Raw genomic sequence first — 18,144 nt, 5'->3', positions numbered from 1 at the left:
AGTTATGAGTTTGGAGTTATGAGTTATGAGTTCTTAATAATGGAAACCATAATCTTCATTAACTCGTCACACTTAGCAATTAAAATTCTACAATCATTATTTGATGTTGCTTCAATCAGCTCTAACCAATATTTGGTTTCATCGGCCTCTTTTAAAGCAATTCCAAACTTATTTTTAAAATCTTTTGTGCTTACCCCCCTTTGTGCTTCCCTAACATTGGCTCCAATGCTAGTTCCACTTTTTAAAAGCTGAGAAGCCAGCTCAAATTCATTTTGTTTCTTCAAAGAACGGGTAAAGAGAACAATATCACAGGCAAATTGAAAACTTTTGATCCTTATCGGGCTGTTTTCAAGTTTGCTCATAACTCATAACTCTTAACTCCGCACTGGCATTTATGCCTTATATTTCGCTGAAAGTTCTTTGATTACGTTTGTCAACGTATCTGTAACTTCATCTGTAAGTTTACCTGCCTTTAAAGTGTCAAGGACATCTCTGTGCTTGGCATTAAGGAATTCCAGGTAATCTTTTTCAAATTCCCTGATCTTATCAACCGGAACATTTCTCAACAGGTTCTTGGCACCGGCGTAAATGATCGCGATCTGCTCTTCTACAGGATAAGGGTTGTTTTGAGCCTGTTTCAGGATCTCCACGTTACGCTTACCTTTTTCAATTACGCTAAGGGTAGCCGGGTCAAGATCTGAACCAAACTTGGCGAAAGCTTCCAATTCACGGTACTGAGCCTGGTCAAGCTTCAAAGTACCGGCAACCTTTTTCATAGACTTGATCTGAGCGGCACCACCTACACGTGATACCGAGATACCTACGTTAATTGCAGGACGAACCCCCGAGTTAAACAAGTCTGATGTTAAGAAGATCTGTCCATCGGTGATCGAAATCACGTTGGTTGGAATATAAGCCGAAACGTCACCTGCCTGGGTCTCAATAAGTGGCAATGCAGTCAATGACCCACCACCTTTTACTTTATCCTTAAGAACATCAGGAAGATCGTTCATTTGTTTCGCAATATTGTCATCAGCTATCACTTTTGCAGCACGCTCCAGTAATCTTGAGTGAAGGAAGAAAACATCTCCCGGATACGCCTCACGTCCCGGTGGACGACGAAGCAGCAAGGATACCTCACGGTAAGCTACCGCCTGCTTGGAAAGATCATCATAAACGATCAAAGCAGGACGACCGGTGTCCCTGAAATACTCCCCGATAGCAGCACCTGCAAACGGAGCATAAACCTGCATTGGAGCAGGATCTGACGCGTTAGCGGCAACAATTGTGGTATAGGCCAAAGCTCCCTTATCTTCAAGGGTCTTGGCAATACCGGCAACTGTAGAGGCTTTCTGCCCAATAGCTACATATATACAATATACAGGTTCCCCTGCATCATAAAATTCTTTTTGATTAAGAATAGTATCGATAACCACGGCAGTCTTACCTGTCTGACGGTCACCAATCACCAACTCCCTTTGCCCCCTTCCAATTGGCACCATGGCGTCAATTGCCTTAATACCGGTTTGCAGAGGTTCTGTTACCGGCTGACGGAAGATTACTCCGGGAGCCTTACGTTCCAATGGCATCTCGAATGTCTCACCTTCAATAGGACCTTTTCCGTCGATTGGAGCACCCAGGGTATCTACCACACGACCTACAATCCCTTCTCCTACATTGATAGAAGCAATACGCTGAGTTCTTTTTACAGTCGCACCTTCTTTCACATCTTTGTATGGACCTAAAAGTACCACCCCAACATTGTCTTCCTCAAGGTTAAGTACAATTCCTTCCAATCCGCTTTCGAATTCAACCAACTCCCCGTACTGTGCGTTCGCAAGACCGTAAACGTTGGCGATACCATCACCCACGTTTAAAACAGTACCAACTTCATCCAATGAAGCTTTTGCTTCGAACCCGGAAAGTTGTTTTTTTAATATTGCTGATACTTCAGCCGGATTTATTTCTGCCATAATTATTTAGAATAAAAAGCTGCGCCAGGGCGCAACGGTTTTAATTAAATTTTGAAACGTATGTATTGTTTTTAAATTCCCTTTTCAGGTTGTTTAGCTGTGCTTTAACACTGCCATTGTATTGGATATCTCCCACTCTCAGAATAAACCCGCCAATAATGCTTTCATCGATAACATTATTTATCTGGGCTTCATTCCCGGTCAACTCTTTCACTTTGGCCTGGATCATTGTTTCCAGGGCTGGTGTTAACGGAAAAGCTGTAGTGACCTTTGCCACCTGCACCCCGTTAAGTTCATTGTAAAGTTCGCGATAAGTTGAAGCTACCCTGTCAAGGATGTCGATCCTGTTGTTCTCAATCAAGATCCCAAAAAGACCGGTAGTAACACCCTGAACATCCTTAAAGATCTCCAAAAGGGCATTTTTCTTCATGTTGTCCTTAACAACCGGACTTTTAAGAAATCCCTGAAGTTCCTCATTATTCGAAATGGTATCATTGATAAGGATCATATCCTTATTGACCTCATTTGTAAGATTATTATCTTTTGCCAGGCTTAAAACCGCTTTGGCATATCTTAAAGCTGCTTTGCTTCCCTGCATAATATTAGTTTAAGGTAACGTCGTCAAGCATATCTTCAACAAGCTTCTCCTGTTTTGCAGGCGAAGAAAGTTCCTGGCGAACCATTTTTTCAGCGATCTGAACTGAAAGGGTAGCTACCTGGTTCTTGATATCTGCAAGAGCTGCATTCTTTTCATTTTGAATAGAGGCTTTGGCCTGCACGATCATTTTCTCTCCTTCTTTCTGAGCCTCTTCCTTCGCTTCTGAGATCATCTTTTCTTTGATCTCTCTTGCTTCCCTTAACATGCTATCGCGTTCCATACGCGCTTCATTAAGAAGTTTTTCATTGTCTGCCTGCAGGTTTTGCATCTCCTTACGAGCATTTTCAGCAGATTCAAGAGCATCCTGAATCCCTTTTTCTCTTTCGTTAAGGGCGTTCAAAATGGGTTTCCAGGCAAATTTACTCAGCAGTAATACAAGTACTACCAGGATCAATATCTGCCAGAAAAATAATCCAAAAGAAAAATCGTTGACTAACTTTTCCATATTCTATATAATTTCTTCTATCGTTTAATTTTGTAATAATTCAAGCCTTGCAGCCAACCGCTGCAAAGCTTGAAGTTCTGTTTGATCGGTTACACTGCGAAAAGGGCAGCAAAAGCAACACCTTCCAAAAGTGCCGCGATGATGATCATCGCAGTTTGGATCTTTCCGGCTGCTTCCGGCTGACGTGCAATTCCTTCCATTGCGGCGCTACCAATCTTACCAAGACCGAAACCGGCTCCAATAATGATTAAACCAGCTCCAATCATGTCTAAATTTAAGGCTTCCATACTTATTTATTAAAAATTAAACTTACTTACTAAACTATTATAATACCGGAATGTCTTCGTTATCTGCAGGGTGGTGATCATCATGCTCTTCTACCGCCATTCCAATATAAAGGGCACTTAGAAGGGTGAAGATATACGCCTGTAGAAAAGCTACCAGTAATTCAATTACAGATATAAAAATCGTGAACCCAAAGAAAGCAGGTCCTGCGATCCAGTTCTGGAAAACCACGATCAATCCCAAAAGGGTCATTACGATCACGTGGCCAGCCGTCATGTTGGCAAAAAGTCGGATCATAAGAGCGAATGGCTTTGTGAACATTCCCAACACCTCGATTGGTGCAAGAATGATCTTCATTGGCCACGGCACCCCCGGCATCCAGAAAATGTGTTTCCAGTAGTCTTTGTTACCGCTAAACTGAACGATAAAGAAAGTGATCAAGGCAAGGGCCATGGTTACCGCAATATTCCCGGTAACATTCACGCCCAGCGGAGTCATTCCCAGCAGGTTCAGGATCCAGATAAAGAAGAAAACCGTTAAAAGGAAACCTGTATATTTTCTATAGTTCTTACCAATGTTTGGTTTTGCGATCTCATCACGAACATAAAGCACAAGTGGCTCAAGCACCCTTCCAAATTTTCTTGGAAGCGGCCCCTTCTTATAAGATCTGGCCAGGGAGGTGAACATAAAGAACATTAGAACAGAAACCAACAACATATAAAGAACATTCTTGGTAATTGAGAAATCCAGAGGTCTTTCATTTGCAGGGAAACCATCCTCGTTGTAGGTTATGGTTCCTTCAGCATCCGTTTTATAAATTTTTGAGTGGTACATGCGGTAATGCTGCCCATCTATTTCCACAAGATCTTCCCCGTGGTGGAATTTTCCCGAAGAAAATATTTTTAAACCGTTATCCCATAAAATGACCGGTAGCGAAAAACCGTAATGAGCGCCGGTTTCCCCATCAGACAGGAAATTCACATAGTGAGCGTCTGCAAGGTGATGATCAATATAGTCTGTGATCTCTTCCTCAGTATTGACCTTGGCGTCTCCTTCTTGCTGAGGATCGGCCCCTGCTTTTAAAGTTGTCGCTTGTGTGCTAAGGGTCACAAACATTAAAAGGCAGGCTAAAAAAAATTTCGCAATGTTTTCCTTTTGCATTATCAGGTAAATTTCAGTCCTTTAATTCGGCTGCAAATGTACATAATTAAATAAAAATAAATACCCTACCGGCCCGAATTGTTTTTTACCCTCTAAAAACCTGCAATTACTTGTCTTTAGTAAAGTTAGCGGCATTGAGAAGCCGTATAACATAAATAATTTCGACCACCACACACACCACATAAGGAATGAAAAAATGCAGAAATACAGATTTATCAATACTGTAATCCGAAGTTTTAATAAGGAAAAGAAAAAGTCCGATTTTGACAAAACCGGTTACCAGGTAAATAAAACCAAGTTGTTCCTTTAAACGATCACTTACTGCTATTATAGAGCTGGTAAATAAAAAAGTAATACCAATATTGAACTTGTAGGCAAAGTTCACAAGGTCCATGGATTGCTTCGGAAAGAAATAGTTTAGTACCGCGTAATGGAGTGCATAGGTTATTCCTGCAACCAGGAATAACATCAGGGAAAACCTGAAGAGGTGTTTCAACATGAAAATCTAATTATTGAACCGCTTTAATTGCTTGAGAACAACATATACCGAAGCCACCAGTCCAAAAAGGACAAATCCTATAGTGAACCAGTTCTTACCTGAAGGATAACGCTCATCGAGTTTTTTGCCAATCCAGGCGCATACAAAAATGGTGGCGCCCATTTGAAAGGCAATACCCGAAAAAATAGCCCAATTCTTAAGCTGACTTCTCTTCTTGTTGCTGTCGTTCTCCTCGTTTTTCATTGTTTATAGCTTTCATTCCACCCCGCATGGTGCAGGTAGCATTAAAAGTGGCACCCGGTTCTACGGCCAGTTTAGCTACAATAGCTTCTCCTTCAATTACGGCGGTGCTTCTAAGGCTAAGGGTTCCGGTGATCTTTAATTTTCCGGAAAATTTTCCCTCAATATCTGCATTTTCACATTCAAGGTCGCCGTTCACGTGACCGTCTTTTCCTATCACAACCTTACCGGGAGTTTTAACGGTCCCTTCCACAGTACCGTCTATACGGAAACCTCCTTTTGCTTCGATATTTCCGTTGATTGTGGTTCCCTGGGAGACCTTGTTCTGTTCTTTGCTGAATTCCGAGGTGTTTTTTGCCAATTTTTCTTGTTTAAACATTTAATTTGGGGGTGTTTGTAAAGATTCTAAGTAGGTATCTATGTTTTTATGGATCTGGGCGATCCGGTAATTTGGAGTGGAAATATAAAAAGATTTTTGATTGATCTGGTACTTCTTGTTGACAGAAAATAATTCTGCAAGGCCATTTGCCCTTTCAGAAGATCTGAACCCGTGCACAACTACGAACATTTCCTGTGGATCATAAACATCAAGGGATACCCTCAGGTCCGAATAATTCAATTCCAAAAGAATTTTTTCGATCTTTTCCTTTAAAGCTTCTGCTTCTCCTGCCTGCCCTTTTTCAAAAGGAAAGACCAGTTTAAAAGTATTGGCTACACTATCACTCTGGAATTCATTCTGGCTTAGAGAAGGAAGTGCAGTAGTCAAAAGTTCCTGCGCTTTAACTCCTTCGGCTGTTTGGGGGTAATTCAATGCGACATAATTGAGGTTCTCCCTGTAGCTCTCAAAACCGTTCAGCCTACCTTCGGCCATGGCTTTTAAAAGTTCCAGTTTGGGAACGATCTCATCACCCGCGAATTGCTGGCTCAATTCTTTGCTCTGTTTGATCACTTCCCCGTACTGTTGCTGCTCGTAAAGCCTATATAAATTTTCATATAAAGCCGTTGGGTTATTCTCATCCTGCAGCAGGCTTTCAGGGTTTTGAAGAATGGCCGCATATCGCGATTCAGGGAAACGGAAGAGGATGTCATTTTTTAAAGCTTCTGCCTTTGCCATTTCACCCATTTCAGAATAGATCTTATACAGGTTGTACCGTGTCGGCACTTCCAGTCGCTCTTCTGGATCATGAGCAAGAAGGAATTCGAGTTTTTCCGCAGCAAGTTCATTTTCCCTGAACTTCTCACGGTAGATCAATCCTAGTTGGTAATTGGCAAAATTCCTTTCATTGAAAAGGCTGTCTATTTGTGCTTCATCACGTGGAATGGAAGCTACGTATGTTTGTGGGTCAAACACAGGGTCATTGGCCAGCATTTCTTCACTCACCTCAACATCCCCTCCCCCGGCAAAACCTGTACTGCCCCCGGTCCTCCAATTGTCGGTTAACTCCCTTTGGCCCCAGATCCTGAAAAATTCCTGTTTCCCATAAGCAACGGTGGTTGGATTATAAAAATAAAACGCTGACCCCGGGTTAGGAACCCCGGGCATTCCGGTCCTCTTTTTCTCAAAATAATTTTCTGCCACATTCTCGGTTTCATCTTCCCCGGGAAGTTGACTTTCTGCCCTTTCTTTAAGCTTATTGGTGTAGGTGGTAAAATATTCAAGTTGTTCCTCGTCTGAAAGAGAGGCGAGGTACAAAATACTGTCTGTAGTCCTGGCCAGATCCTCGTAATAGATCACATCATTAAGGTTATCCCTTTTCTTCTTAATTAACCGGAATTCTCTCGAATTCTCTGCAAGTTTCTGAAGAGTGCTGTCGTAATAAGTTCCTGCCGTTTCAAATTGGGCAGCATCAAAATTGATGTTTCCCAGGGTCTCATAATCTAATGCCTGAAGATAAAGGTCTGAAGAAGGTGACCGTAACGACCTGTTATAGTAATCTACTGCCAGCTGTACGGAATCATTCTGATAATGAAATTCGGCCAGTTGGAAATATATTCTGTCCAGGTAAGGCCGGTTCTCCCTGTCCTTCTCAAGATCGGTAAGCATAGCGAAAGCAGCAGCTTTTTCGGCATCGCCAACATCCATGTTGTTTATCCTGGCGATATGGGCGTTGATATGATAGATTCGGGGAGTCTTTCTGTTAAGGTTGATCACCTCCTGAAAAGCGATGTCTGCACTGTCCACCTTACCGAGATTATTGTACAACTGCCCGGTGATAAAATAATACCTGCCTTGATCATCTTTATTGTCTGAAAGTTCTGCTGCGGTCCTGATATGGGACACGGCGCTGTCCTGAGCTCCTGTATTTATATAAGCCTGTGCCAGCATTGCTGAAGCATGTGCCCGGTCCTGCTCTTTTAATTTCTCTTCCTTAAGGATCTTTTTAAGGTTCTTGATAGCCACTTCATTGAACTCCAGCCTAAGGTTGGTCTTTTCACGCCATATCCTGGCTTCATTGATGGTGTTACTTAAGGGATATTTATGAAGTACATAATTAAAAGCCTCCAGGGCCGGCACAAAACGTTGATCATAATACCGGGCCTTTCCCAGCAGTAAATAGGCTTCATCTATCTGCGGATTTTTCTCCCGGTCTTCAATGAGCATAGAATGTCTTTGGATGGCCTTTACCGCCTTTTCTTCGGCAACGGCAAAATTTGGATTGGTGTTCTCCCCCGGAGCCATTACCTCATCGCTAACATACAGAGGCTCAACCGGCAGGATTTCCCAGTAGTTATCTGCATAGTTCTGGTTCAGCTCCTCTTTTCCCAATTCAAGGGCCAGGTTTCCGTTGTATAAGGTATTATATTCAGCAGTAACTGCATGCCAGTTCCGGTTCAAAAAGGTGTTTTTCTTTCTTGAACAACCCGCTATTGCAGCAACCAGAAGCAGCAATAAAATGCCTTTTGTAAATGCTTTCAAATCAATGATTCTTCTTATTAAGAATAACAGCTCTACCCCCAATATTATTATTGAAGGTAGTAAAAATAGGTAAAAAAATTGGGGAAGTGCAGGGGATAAAAATGAAAACGTCCGGTACCGAAATTCCCGGAGATAATATAGTTTCCGATCTTACACCCCTTCCTGTTCGGCCTTGACTTTTATGGCTTCCCCTGCGAAATACTGCTCCAATTCTTTCAGGGTAGCTTCGGAAGTCTTGATGTCGTTGACCACATGCCCTTTGTCGAGCACCACGATTCGTTCACAAACTTCAGTTACATGAATAAGATCATGGCTGGAGATAAGGATGGTGGTTTCAGAATTTTCAGAAAGATCCCTGATCAGGGCTTTGAGTTTTATTTGGGTTGTTGGATCAAGATTGGCAAAAGGTTCATCAAGGATCACCACTTCAGGATCTCCAATAAGCGCTGCCACTATTCCCACCTTCTTTTGATTTCCCTTGGAGAGGTCCCTCAGGTACTTTCTTCTCCCCATGATCTCCCCGTTGAAGAGTTCCTCAAAGTCCTTGAGAAAAGCGGCAACATCTGCCTTATTGCGGTTGCGCAATTCCCCTATGAAATTGAAATATTCTTCGGGCGTAAGATACCCTATAAGGAAACTTTCATCAATGAAAGAAGAGGTAAATGGTTTCCAGGTTTCACTTTGGCTCACGGTAATATCCTTATTGAAGACATTTCCGGTAGAAGGCTGAATGAGGTCTAACAGAAGACTGAAAAAAGTAGTTTTCCCGGCTCCGTTATTTCCAACCAGTCCAAAGCTCTGCCCTCTTGGGATCTCAAGGTGTGGAATGTTTAAAACCTCCACCCCATTATATACTTTTGAAAGATTTGTTACTGTAATCATAACTTCTGTTGTTTAATCCCCTGTTTGTTTAAAGCCATTGATCATGGCATATTTACTATTTTTATAAGACTGTTCAATAAAGTTCATCAAAGGTACCCTCAACAGCATTCCCAGGATACCAAGCCCCACCAGTACACTTATCCCTACCTGAAAGGAAACGAATTTGTTTACCAGCCAAAAAATGAGGATTGGAATTAGCATAAGAGGCAGACCAATGATCCATTGCGTAGCCCCTGTACCCTGGTAGTTCATGAAAGGACTTTTTTCAAGTTCGATCCTTTTCCTGTTATATGATCCAGCATACAATAACATGGGAACATTAACCCCAATATTATAGATCGCACATGAAATATTGATAAGCAGGATATTCCAACCAAAATACACGTATGGTGTGGTGAGAACGGTAAGTACCACTATACTAAAAGTCATCAAACCTGCTTTCGAGGCAAGGTATTTCTTTAGCGGAATGTTCTGTGACATTATCATGGAATAATAAGAAGCATCCCATGAGGGAATGAATTGTCCAAAATTGATCATAAAGATCCCGGTCATGAAGATCCCCACAAATACGAATAAAGCCGGCATACTCTGGTAGATTTCCTGCGGGTAAAAGATCATTCCGTAGCCCATAATTATGAGTGATAAAAAGATAGTTGTCCTGGGGCGTTTGTTCCTCCAGATCAATTTAAGATCCAGTTGAAGAAAAGGAGCTATATCCCCGAATTTCCTGGTCCAACCAAAATCCTGAGTATTGGCCTGTTCCACCTTTCCGCGAAGGGATTCATCAAGATAGAATCTGCTTTCCAGTATTTTCTGGTTCCACTTGTAAAGTGAAAACACCAGTAATATTGGGATAATTGCAAGCCACGGGTGTAGCACTATAAAATCTAATGCACTGCCAAAGGCATCAGAGATACTGAAAACTCCGTAGTATTCAAGAGCAATAAATCCTACTGCAGCCACTAAATATGGAATTAGAGCCTTCAGGTTTTCTGCGAATCTTTTTTTCAACAGGAAGTTTGCATAGTTCACACAAAGATCAACAGCAAAAACCGCGACCATCCACCCCAGTACCGGCCATAGCCCGGCCTCACCTTTAATATAATTGGTAATTCCAAAAGGTATGATCACAAGGAGTGGCAGGAAATTAAAAAAAGAGAACAGGGATTTCACCAGAACGTAATTCACCACTTTTCTCTTCTTTATTGGAGCTGTGAGTAAAGGTTTTATGTTTATTACCGGCAGGGTCTGCAGCATGAACCTCACCCCCAGATCAATGGCAAACCAGGCCAGAAGAAGATGGTTAACAGCTGAAAGAGGCGACTCTTCAGGAAAAAAATTCTTCATTAACGGGTATAAACCTAACCCCAGAAGCAGAAAGACTATTGAAAAGTAGATGGCCAAAAAACCCATGAAAATTTTAAGCCCCAGGCTTTTTCCAAAACTCGAAGACCTGAAGAAGGCTTTCCACTGAAGGGAAATAAAATGTTTAAACATACAACCGGTTTGTTTACAAGTAGGGAAATTTACAATTTTGTTACAGATTTTAAATAGCATACTTTGTACTTTTGCGCCTAAAGACCCAAAATAATGAGTAAGTTTTTTCCTCTAACGATCAAAAACGTAATTAGAGAAACCTCACAGGCCGTGAGCCTTGAATTTGAAATTCCTGAGACACTGAAAAAGGAATTCTCCTTTAAAGCAGGACAATATATCACCGTTAAAACAGAAATTGATGGGAAAGAAGTAAGAAGAGCTTACTCTCTTTGCACTCCTCCAACCAACGAAAGTTTTAAGGTCACTGTAAAAGAAGTACCCGGTGGTGCCTTTTCGGTGATCGCAAATAATAAATTAAAAGCCGGCGATGTGCTGGAGGTGCATCCTCCGGAAGGAAAGTTCATCTTCGAACCCATAAATGATAACCATCCTCACACTTATGCGGCCTTTGCGGCAGGAAGTGGGATAACCCCCATACTTTCCATTTTAAAGACCGCCCTGGAGCAGGAAAAATACAGTCGCTTTGTACTTGTTTATGGAAATAAAACACCTGATGAAACGATCTTCTTCAAGGAATTGCTGAAGCTACAGCTGGAGCATCCTGACAGGTTGTTCATTGAATTCGTCTATAGCCAGACCAAAGAAGACGACTCTCACTACGGAAGGATAGATGCCAGCACAGTAAATTTCGTACTTAAAAATAAATTTCAGAATACCACCTTTACCAAATTTTTCCTCTGTGGTCCAGAAGAAATGATCAATAATGTGACTGAGGTCCTTCTGGAGAATTCGGTCGAAAGAGAAAAGATCCTTTTTGAACTTTTCAGTACCGAAGTTGAAGGGGAGCTGAAATCTGACCTTTCAGGAGCTACAGAGTTAACCGTAATTTTTGATGACGAGGAAACCACCTTCACCATGGAAAAGAATGCTACGGTGCTGGATGCGGCTCTTGATTACGGGCTGGATGTTCCTTATTCCTGTCAGGGAGGGATATGCAGTAGTTGTGTTGCCCGTATAACCGAAGGTAAAGCAGAGATGGCGAAAAATTCTATCCTGGTTGACAGCGAGATTGAAGAAGGTCTTGTGTTAACCTGCCAGGCACATCCTACCACTCCTGTATTAAAAGTGAATTATGATGATGTATAGCAGTCACAGGATTTTAAAAAATTCTAGAACAGGATCTCCCTGATCTTCTCTATTACTTTCATGGGTGGAATTGTTCTCATCACCTCCTCATATCCCTGCGGAATTTCTTTTCCGTAAACTGAAGTTGGGATGTCCGGATATTTGGTAAGATCGGGGAGCAGGGAATTGGAAGCTGGCTGCTTATAGGGGGCAAAGCCTGCAAAAGGATGGGTTAGGCCCCATAACGAAATTACAGGAACCCCGAAATTTGCTGCAAGATGTCCATTTCCACTATCCATGGAAACCATGCCATCGAGATGGGAAATAAGGGCCAATTCTTCTTCAAAAGTCAATTTTCCCGCAACACTAACTGTATTTAGATATTTCTTTTCCCAGCGGTTAAGTATACCGGTTTCTTCAGGTCCTCCCCCAAACAAAAATACCTTAAGGTTTTTCTCTTTTTGAAGCTCCTGGAGCACTTCCTGCATAAGATCCAGGGGATAAGTTTTGGATGTGTGCATGGCAAAAGGTGCGATCCCCAACCATTTCTTCGGCTCCTCCCCCGTAAGTTCCTTCACTTTTTCTGAAAGGATACGCTTTGGCATTACAGATTCTTTGGAAAGATCAACGGGGTATCCAAGAGCGGCAAAAACATCTGCATAGCGTTGGTGTGTTGTCTTTAATGGCTCAAAAACTTTTTTATTTCTTCTGGTAAGAGCTTTTTTTTCGCTTCTGCCCTTCTCAATTTGTTTTACCGGGATCCCTTTCATTTTAAAAAAGATCCTGAGGACATTTGATCTTAAAACATTATGAAGATCGGCTACTGCATCTATTTCAAGATCCTGTAACTCTCCTGCCAGTTTCTTTAATCCGGCGGGGCCTTTGTGGCGGCCTTTGACCTCAGCAGCATAGACCTCAACGTTCTTAAGACCCTGAAAAACAGGTGTGAAGAAGGCACGGGTAAGCACTGTAATTTTCAGGTGGGGATATTCTTCAGAAAGTAATTTTAACACCGGCACCGTCATAGCGACATCTCCCATTGCAGAAAGCCTGATCACCAGAATATGTGCAGGTAATGCCATCAAAAAAGATTATTTTCTAGTTCCTCTTAGAACCGGGTTCAATTCATCGTCGTTGTACATTTTCATCTGTTTGTACACCTTCATATATTTATTTCCCTTTTCAATGTCTTCCAGCAACTGGTTAATAGCCGTAGAAAGATCAACACGTTGCTCAAGCAGGATATCAAGTTTGGCCTGGCATTTCATCATGTGCTCCTGTGAAGCGTCTGCCCGGTTGGCTTCTTCGTTCATGTGGTAGATCTTAAGGGCAAGGATGGAAAGACGGTCAATAGCCCATGCCGGACTCTCGGAATTGATCGTGGCATTTTCTTTTGGTTGCACATCCTTGTATTTGTCAAGGAAATAGCTGTCAATATACTCCACCATATCTGTCCTATCCTGGTTGGAAGCGTCTATTTGGCGTTTAAGTTTAAGGGCTGCAACAGGATCGATATTCGGGTCGCGAATTATGTCCTCGTAATGCCATTGTACCGTGTCGATCCAACATTTTCTGAAAAGAAGGTGCTCCAATAGCTGGTCTTTCTCGTCATAAGGGTTATGGAAATCCTGTCCCACAGTATTGATCTCGTGGTATTTTTTGATCACTTCCTGGAAGATCTTGTTGGCTTTATCTGAAAACATAATTTGCTCTTTTTATTGCTTAAAATATTTACTCCTGAAAAAAATTCATCTCTTCATATTATTTGCAAAGGTATTAGATTTTTAGGTTTTACACAGACTCTGAACCCAGAGCTTTCCGCAGGAAAAGATCTACTAGAAAAACAGAAGTAGCAGCACCGGAAGCAGGATAACCACCCCCAGGATGATCTCCCTGAACCACTTATCGTCTGAAACCTGGAAGTAATTGGTCACGATGATGGCCAGCGGGGCAAAGAAAAATATGAGTTCGCTGCTGTCTTTAGTTGGGGCCAGAACCGCCACACCTAGTGAAAGGGCAGTGAACAAAAGAATGATGAACAAAGAGGTCTTGGTATTAGCACTGGCTTTTTGAATGATCCCCATATAGAAAAATGACGCCCATATAGTGAGCGCGAATAAAAACGCCACCGGAATCAAAATTCCCGGTTCCCTGTAAGCCGTGAAATCAAAATTACTGTCCTGGAACCATTCCGAAAAAGTGTAGAAGGTATCGGTTATCAAGAGATCTGTCGCTGTTACCAATGATAAAAGAGTCAGCACTGCTACCGGCGGCACCAGCCAGTTCTTAAACCTGTAACCTACATGCACCAGTATCCCGAAGTAGACGATGAAAAGAAACAAAATGCTCCAAAAATAGAACAGCGATGCAATCCCTATCCAAAAGGTAGCATCAAAGATCTTTTGCACGGTCTCCCGTTGTGACTTCAAGCTAATGATGCGTCTTAGGGCTAGCAGCACAAGAAGATTGGCTACAATGGCAGCATCATTTTTAAGAGCAGCGAAGAACATGCAGCAGAAAGCTGCAAAAAGGACGGTTTTATAAGCGTTCCTGCTGGTTAGCTCGTTTCGCTTTGAGATAAAATTTAAAAGTAAAACGGTCACCAGGAATAGCAACAGCACCCCCATCTCCTTAAGAATGATGAGAAAAGATGAGGTTATGAGATCAGGAAAATTAGCGATTAGATAAAAAACCGACATGTATACGGCAACCACAACAAAGTTAATTGGCCGTGATTTGCTAAAAAAGCTTGTTAACATTATGGTTTTTTCTATTTTTGTGGTTCTAAATATAACTACTATGAGGGATTTTTTTGAAGGGATACAGTCGTTTTTTGAAGATTTCGCGTTTGCTCCTCTTGACTATATGCGTAGCGTAGAACTTGACAGCTGGTTCCTCGCAAACATTGTGAACTGGCTGTTCATGATCATTGGATTTTTAGCTTTCCTTTACTGGATGAAACAATTAAAAGATGTCAACGACCGTGGAGACGAAAGAAAAGATTCAACTGCACATTCTTTTCTAGGCTAGGTCAAACCCAAGGTCTTTTCTAAAATACATCTTATCGAAATGAAGTTTATCTGCATTTTGGTAAGATTTTTTTAGTGCCTGTTTGTAGTCATTCCCGAACGAGGTAATCGCCAAAACTCTTCCACCGCTGGTCACAACTTTTCCGCTCTCCTCACTGGTACCGGCGTGAAAAACTAAAGAATCCTGGATATTTTCAAATCCGGTGATCTCCTTGCCTTTTTCGTAAGCTTCAGGATACCCTCCCGAAACCAACATTACTGTGGCGGCTGTCTGCTCACTCACTTTCAACTTCACTTCGTCTAGTTTACCCGCAGAAACTTTTTGGAACACTTCCACCAAATCTGATTCTATTCTTGGAAGAACCACCTCAGTTTCAGGGTCTCCCATTCGCACATTGTATTCGATGACATAAGGGTCATCTCCTACTTTTATCAAGCCAATGAACAGGAAGCCTTTGTAGTCAATATCTTCTTTGGCCAGTCCCTCAATACTAGGTTTTATGATCCTCTCCTCGATTTTATTCATGAAGGTTTGGTCAGCGAAAGGCACAGGAGAAATTGCCCCCATTCCCCCGGTATTGAGCCCGGTATCACCTTCCCCGATTCTTTTATAGTCTTTGGCGGTGGGAAGGGTGATATAATTTCGACCATCTGTAAGAACAAAAACACTCAGTTCAATACCGTCAAGGAATTCCTCAATGACAACCGTAGTTCCGGCCTTCCCAAACTTGTCATGCGCAAGCATATTTTCAAGTTCAGTTTTAGCTTCCTCAAGGTCGTTAAGAATCAAAACCCCTTTTCCTGCAGCCAACCCATCAGCTTTTAATACATAGGGCGGCTTTAGTGTCTCCAGGAACTTTTTACCGGCTTCGAGACTCTCTTTTTTAAAGCTTTCATAAGCCGCAGTGGGAATCATGTTTATCGCCATGAATTCCTTTGCCCTTTCTTTGCTACCTTCCAACAACGCACCTCTTTTGGAAGGACCTATTACCGCAACATTTTTAAGCTGTTTATCCTGCATAAAGAAATCACTGATTCCTTGCACCAGCGGGTCTTCAGGACCTACAATCAACATCTCGATTTGTTCCTTAATGACAAACTCCCTGATGGCTTCAAAATCTGTTACTCCAATTGCCACATTTGTTGCTATTTTTGAAGTACCGGCATTACCCGGAGCAACAAATAGTTTACGGCATTTTGAGCTTTGAGCGATCTTGTACGCAAAGGTATGTTCACGGCCGCCAGAGCCCAGGATAAGGATATTCATTTTGGTATGGTTTTATTTCTTGTGTCAAAAATAATTGTTTGTAAATTGAAGCACCAACTAATTGGCATAAAAAACAACTATCTTAGCACAATTGAACTGGTTTAGCCTCTCATTACAGCTTAACAGATACCCCATAAACAAAGCAAAGAATGTTTTGGAGGAGATACAGCTTATTCCGGAAAGCGAATACCACAGTTATGTTGAGAAAAAGAAGGAAGAGATAGTTACTTATCACCTAAAAAATACCCCATTTTACCGCAATTTTTTCGGAAAGAAAGAATTTTCAGCCTGGGAAAGTATTCCCATCATGAAAAAATCTGACCTTCAACGGCCTATGGAAGACCGGTTCAGTAAGGGGTATACTTCCAAGAACGTTTATGTAGGGAAGACCTCGGGGAGCAGTGGCCATCCTTTTATATTTGCGAAAGACCGGTTTTGCCATGCGCTTTCGTGGGCAGAATTCAATGACCGCTACCGGTGGTATGGGATAGATCTGGATAGATCTGTGCAGGCCCGTTTCTACGGAATACCTCTGGATAGATTCGGATATTATAAAGAACGCCTGAAGGATCGGTTCGGATTTAGGTACAGGTTCCCCATTTTTGATCTCAGTGAGGCGAAAATGGAAGAATTCCTGCAGGATTTTCAGAAAAAGAAATTTGATTATATCAACGGGTACACCAGTTCTATCGTGCTTTTTGCCAAATTCCTTCAGAAAAGAAATATTCTGTTGAAAAAGGTATGTCCACATCTGAAGCTTTGTATAGTGACCAGTGAGATGTTCTTTGAAGAAGATAAAAAACTATTGGAGGAACAATTCGGGGTGCCGGTGGTGAACGAATATGGGGCTAGTGAATTGGGGTTACTGGCATTTCAGAACCCGGAAGACGAATGGATCCTTAATAGTGAGACCATGTTCGTCGAGGTGGTAGATGATGAGGGAAAAAATGTGCCAAATGGCGAACAGGGAAAAATTGTGATCACATCCCTATACAACCGGGCCCAGCCGTTTATTCGTTATGACATTGGAGATACCGGTGCCCTGGCAGAAAACAGTACGTTGAAAAAGCCGGTTTTAAAAGAGCTTTTAGGTCGCACCAATGATGTGGCGGTCCTTCCTAGTGGCAAAGTGGTTCCCGGCCTTACTTTTTACTATGTAACCAAGACCATTATCGAGAACGACGCACAGATCAAGGAATTCATCGTGCAGCAAACGGAGCCGGGAAGTTTTAGGATTATCTACGTTTCTGAAAAGGAACTCAATGAAAATAAACGGGAAAAAATCAAAGCGGCGATGACCAAGTACCTTGAAGATGGCCTGAAGGTGAATTTTGATCACCAAACTACCCTCAACAGGAGTAAGCGGGGAAAATTAAAGCAATTTGAATCTTTATTCTAGATCTGCTTTTTGCCTGCTTTTTACAAAGAACTGTTCCAAAAGAAATAAAAGCATCCAAAATCCACTTTTTGCAGCCGAGAATTTTAGCACCTTACGATAAATAGAATAGTTGTATCTCAACATTTCAAACTTGTTGTTCGAGATTGAATTCTTCCTGATCCTGTACTTCGCGAGACATGTCTTTATACCTTTTGCCTGACCTGCTTTCCTGGTAGCCAGCAACCACAGCCCCCAGTCCTGCCGTTTCCTTATCAACGGACAGTAGATCTTCCCAAGCTTTTGAGCGTTATATATCCCGGTAAGATTCCCAATATAATTTGCCCTTAGCAGTTTTTTAAAGCTAAGATCTTCCAGGGCTTCGATCTTTTGGTGCAAAGAATTACCTTTTTCATCTATAAGCTCATAACTTGAATAACACACCGTTGCATTATGCCTCATCATAAAATCCAGCTGAGTTTTAAGCTTTTCGGGCATCCATAGGTCATCAGCGTCCAGAAAGGAAATATAATCTCCCTGTGAAGCCTTGATCCCGATATTTCGGGCGAATCCGGCGCCCTGGTTGGCGGGTAATCTGTGAAGTTTGATCCTGGGATCCAGGGCTATGATCTCTTCTGCAATTTCAGGTGTAGTATCTGTTGAGGCGTCATCTATGACCAATAGCTCCCAGTTCCCGTATGTTTGCTGCTGAACGGATCGAATGCTTTCAGCAATAAATTCCGAAGCATTGTAAGCCGGCATTATGACAGATATCAAAGGATCTCTCATCA

20 protein-coding genes are annotated in these 18,144 nt (G+C 42.0%); 3 read left to right on the top strand and 17 right to left on the bottom strand.

Annotated features, from left to right (window positions below):
• Nucleotides 1-23: 23 nt before the first annotated feature.
• The 12 genes from ACFSTG_RS05830 to ACFSTG_RS05775 all read right to left on the bottom strand — a co-directional run bounded on the left by ACFSTG_RS05830 (nucleotide 24) and on the right by ACFSTG_RS05775 (nucleotide 10,557).
• Entirely contained in the window at nucleotides 24-362 is a 339-nt protein-coding gene (locus ACFSTG_RS05830; RefSeq protein ID WP_380749528.1) for a four helix bundle protein, read from the bottom strand.
• A 30-nt stretch (nucleotides 363-392) separates the two neighbouring features.
• On the bottom strand, nucleotides 393-1,973 hold the full coding sequence (atpA, locus tag ACFSTG_RS05825; protein WP_380749525.1) for a F0F1 ATP synthase subunit alpha: 1,581 nt from the start codon (nucleotides 1,971-1,973) through the stop codon (nucleotides 393-395).
• A 40-nt stretch (nucleotides 1,974-2,013) separates the two neighbouring features.
• The gene (gene atpH, locus ACFSTG_RS05820) at nucleotides 2,014-2,571 is read right to left on the bottom strand and encodes an ATP synthase F1 subunit delta (protein WP_380749521.1); all 558 of its coding nucleotides are present in this window, start codon (nucleotides 2,569-2,571) and stop codon (nucleotides 2,014-2,016) included.
• Between the two features lie 4 nt (nucleotides 2,572-2,575).
• A complete protein-coding gene (locus tag ACFSTG_RS05815) occupies nucleotides 2,576-3,076 on the bottom strand; it encodes a F0F1 ATP synthase subunit B (RefSeq protein ID WP_380749518.1) in 501 nt (166 codons plus the stop codon).
• A gap of 89 nt (nucleotides 3,077-3,165) precedes the next feature.
• Nucleotides 3,166-3,342 carry an ATP synthase F0 subunit C gene (atpE, locus tag ACFSTG_RS05810; protein WP_380749515.1) on the bottom strand — a complete coding sequence of 59 codons (177 nt, stop codon included), beginning with the start codon at nucleotides 3,340-3,342 and terminating at the stop codon, nucleotides 3,166-3,168.
• A gap of 58 nt (nucleotides 3,343-3,400) precedes the next feature.
• Complete coding sequence (gene atpB, locus ACFSTG_RS05805; RefSeq protein ID WP_380749512.1) at nucleotides 3,401-4,522, bottom strand: F0F1 ATP synthase subunit A; 1,122 nt, start codon at nucleotides 4,520-4,522, stop codon at nucleotides 3,401-3,403.
• A 106-nt stretch (nucleotides 4,523-4,628) separates the two neighbouring features.
• Complete coding sequence (locus ACFSTG_RS05800; protein ID WP_380749509.1) at nucleotides 4,629-5,021, bottom strand: DUF6168 family protein; 393 nt, start codon at nucleotides 5,019-5,021, stop codon at nucleotides 4,629-4,631.
• Nucleotides 5,022-5,027: 6 nt separating this feature from the next.
• A complete protein-coding gene (locus ACFSTG_RS05795) occupies nucleotides 5,028-5,264 on the bottom strand; it encodes an AtpZ/AtpI family protein (RefSeq protein WP_380749506.1) in 237 nt (78 codons plus the stop codon).
• Nucleotides 5,218-5,622 (bottom strand): bactofilin family protein, encoded by a 405-nt coding sequence (locus ACFSTG_RS05790; RefSeq protein WP_380749502.1) that lies wholly within the window; start codon nucleotides 5,620-5,622, stop codon nucleotides 5,218-5,220. The genes ACFSTG_RS05795 and ACFSTG_RS05790 overlap by 47 nt, the downstream gene beginning before the upstream one ends.
• 18 nt (nucleotides 5,623-5,640) lie before the next feature.
• Entirely contained in the window at nucleotides 5,641-8,178 is a 2,538-nt protein-coding gene (gene porW / locus ACFSTG_RS05785; protein WP_380749500.1) for a type IX secretion system periplasmic lipoprotein PorW/SprE, read from the bottom strand.
• A gap of 150 nt (nucleotides 8,179-8,328) precedes the next feature.
• The gene (locus tag ACFSTG_RS05780; protein WP_380749497.1) at nucleotides 8,329-9,060 is read right to left on the bottom strand and encodes an ABC transporter ATP-binding protein; all 732 of its coding nucleotides are present in this window, start codon (nucleotides 9,058-9,060) and stop codon (nucleotides 8,329-8,331) included.
• A gap of 12 nt (nucleotides 9,061-9,072) precedes the next feature.
• A complete protein-coding gene (locus ACFSTG_RS05775) occupies nucleotides 9,073-10,557 on the bottom strand; it encodes a DUF5687 family protein (RefSeq protein ID WP_380749494.1) in 1,485 nt (494 codons plus the stop codon).
• 93 nt (nucleotides 10,558-10,650) lie between these two features.
• Between ACFSTG_RS05775 and ACFSTG_RS05770 the strand changes: the two genes are divergently transcribed.
• The gene (locus ACFSTG_RS05770; RefSeq protein ID WP_380749491.1) at nucleotides 10,651-11,703 is read left to right on the top strand and encodes a 2Fe-2S iron-sulfur cluster-binding protein; all 1,053 of its coding nucleotides are present in this window, start codon (nucleotides 10,651-10,653) and stop codon (nucleotides 11,701-11,703) included.
• 23 nt (nucleotides 11,704-11,726) lie between these two features.
• Here the strand turns inward: ACFSTG_RS05770 and ACFSTG_RS05765 are convergent, their stop codons facing one another.
• From ACFSTG_RS05765 to ACFSTG_RS05755, 3 genes are all read right to left on the bottom strand, one after another.
• Nucleotides 11,727-12,764: a glycosyltransferase family 9 protein gene (locus tag ACFSTG_RS05765; protein WP_380749488.1), complete on the bottom strand. Its 1,038-nt coding sequence runs from the start codon at nucleotides 12,762-12,764 to the stop codon at nucleotides 11,727-11,729.
• Nucleotides 12,765-12,773: 9 nt separating this feature from the next.
• Nucleotides 12,774-13,385 (bottom strand): DUF4254 domain-containing protein, encoded by a 612-nt coding sequence (locus ACFSTG_RS05760; protein WP_380749485.1) that lies wholly within the window; start codon nucleotides 13,383-13,385, stop codon nucleotides 12,774-12,776.
• A 132-nt stretch (nucleotides 13,386-13,517) separates the two neighbouring features.
• Entirely contained in the window at nucleotides 13,518-14,441 is a 924-nt protein-coding gene (locus tag ACFSTG_RS05755) for a DUF6427 family protein (RefSeq protein ID WP_380749482.1), read from the bottom strand.
• 40 nt (nucleotides 14,442-14,481) lie between these two features.
• On the opposite strand from ACFSTG_RS05755, the gene ACFSTG_RS05750 reads away from it, so the two are divergent.
• Nucleotides 14,482-14,712, top strand: a complete 231-nt coding sequence (locus tag ACFSTG_RS05750) for a DUF6341 family protein (protein WP_380749479.1) — start codon at nucleotides 14,482-14,484, stop codon at nucleotides 14,710-14,712.
• On the opposite strand, the gene purD is transcribed toward ACFSTG_RS05750, so the two are convergent.
• Nucleotides 14,704-15,978, bottom strand: a complete 1,275-nt coding sequence (purD, locus tag ACFSTG_RS05745; RefSeq protein ID WP_380749476.1) for a phosphoribosylamine--glycine ligase — start codon at nucleotides 15,976-15,978, stop codon at nucleotides 14,704-14,706. The two genes, ACFSTG_RS05750 and purD, sit on opposite strands and share 9 nt — an antisense overlap.
• A gap of 154 nt (nucleotides 15,979-16,132) precedes the next feature.
• Between purD and ACFSTG_RS05740 the strand changes: the two genes are divergently transcribed.
• Nucleotides 16,133-17,377: a phenylacetate--CoA ligase family protein gene (locus tag ACFSTG_RS05740; RefSeq protein WP_380749474.1), complete on the top strand. Its 1,245-nt coding sequence runs from the start codon at nucleotides 16,133-16,135 to the stop codon at nucleotides 17,375-17,377.
• Here ACFSTG_RS05740 and ACFSTG_RS05735 read toward each other — a convergent pair.
• A complete protein-coding gene (locus ACFSTG_RS05735; RefSeq protein ID WP_380749472.1) occupies nucleotides 17,369-18,142 on the bottom strand; it encodes a glycosyltransferase family 2 protein in 774 nt (257 codons plus the stop codon). The two genes, ACFSTG_RS05740 and ACFSTG_RS05735, sit on opposite strands and share 9 nt — an antisense overlap.
• Between the last annotated feature and the right edge of the window lie 2 nt (nucleotides 18,143-18,144).

Source organism: Salinimicrobium flavum, from assembly GCF_042684505.1.
GTDB lineage: Bacteria > Bacteroidota > Bacteroidia > Flavobacteriales > Flavobacteriaceae > Salinimicrobium > Salinimicrobium flavum.
Note: the sequence above shows the minus strand (reverse complement) of the source record. Positions and strands in the feature narration are given on the sequence as shown.

Coding starts and splice junctions, on each gene's coding strand:
- ACFSTG_RS05830 (WP_380749528.1), bottom strand. CDS start 362: ATGAGCAAACTTGAAAACAGCCCGATAAGGATCAAAAGTTTTCAATTT.
- atpA (WP_380749525.1), bottom strand. CDS start 1,973: ATGGCAGAAATAAATCCGGCTGAAGTATCAGCAATATTAAAAAAACAA.
- atpH (WP_380749521.1), bottom strand. CDS start 2,571: ATGCAGGGAAGCAAAGCAGCTTTAAGATATGCCAAAGCGGTTTTAAGC.
- ACFSTG_RS05815 (WP_380749518.1), bottom strand. CDS start 3,076: ATGGAAAAGTTAGTCAACGATTTTTCTTTTGGATTATTTTTCTGGCAG.
- atpE (WP_380749515.1), bottom strand. CDS start 3,342: ATGATTGGAGCTGGTTTAATCATTATTGGAGCCGGTTTCGGTCTTGGT.
- atpB (WP_380749512.1), bottom strand. CDS start 4,522: ATGCAAAAGGAAAACATTGCGAAATTTTTTTTAGCCTGCCTTTTAATG.
- ACFSTG_RS05800 (WP_380749509.1), bottom strand. CDS start 5,021: ATGTTGAAACACCTCTTCAGGTTTTCCCTGATGTTATTCCTGGTTGCA.
- ACFSTG_RS05795 (WP_380749506.1), bottom strand. CDS start 5,264: ATGAAAAACGAGGAGAACGACAGCAACAAGAAGAGAAGTCAGCTTAAG.
- ACFSTG_RS05780 (WP_380749497.1), bottom strand. CDS start 9,060: ATGATTACAGTAACAAATCTTTCAAAAGTATATAATGGGGTGGAGGTT.
- ACFSTG_RS05775 (WP_380749494.1), bottom strand. CDS start 10,557: ATGTTTAAACATTTTATTTCCCTTCAGTGGAAAGCCTTCTTCAGGTCT.
- ACFSTG_RS05770 (WP_380749491.1), top strand. CDS start 10,651: ATGAGTAAGTTTTTTCCTCTAACGATCAAAAACGTAATTAGAGAAACC.
- ACFSTG_RS05765 (WP_380749488.1), bottom strand. CDS start 12,764: ATGGCATTACCTGCACATATTCTGGTGATCAGGCTTTCTGCAATGGGA.
- ACFSTG_RS05760 (WP_380749485.1), bottom strand. CDS start 13,385: ATGTTTTCAGATAAAGCCAACAAGATCTTCCAGGAAGTGATCAAAAAA.
- ACFSTG_RS05755 (WP_380749482.1), bottom strand. CDS start 14,441: ATGTTAACAAGCTTTTTTAGCAAATCACGGCCAATTAACTTTGTTGTG.
- ACFSTG_RS05750 (WP_380749479.1), top strand. CDS start 14,482: ATGAGGGATTTTTTTGAAGGGATACAGTCGTTTTTTGAAGATTTCGCG.
- purD (WP_380749476.1), bottom strand. CDS start 15,978: ATGAATATCCTTATCCTGGGCTCTGGCGGCCGTGAACATACCTTTGCG.
- ACFSTG_RS05735 (WP_380749472.1), bottom strand. CDS start 18,142: ATGAGAGATCCTTTGATATCTGTCATAATGCCGGCTTACAATGCTTCG.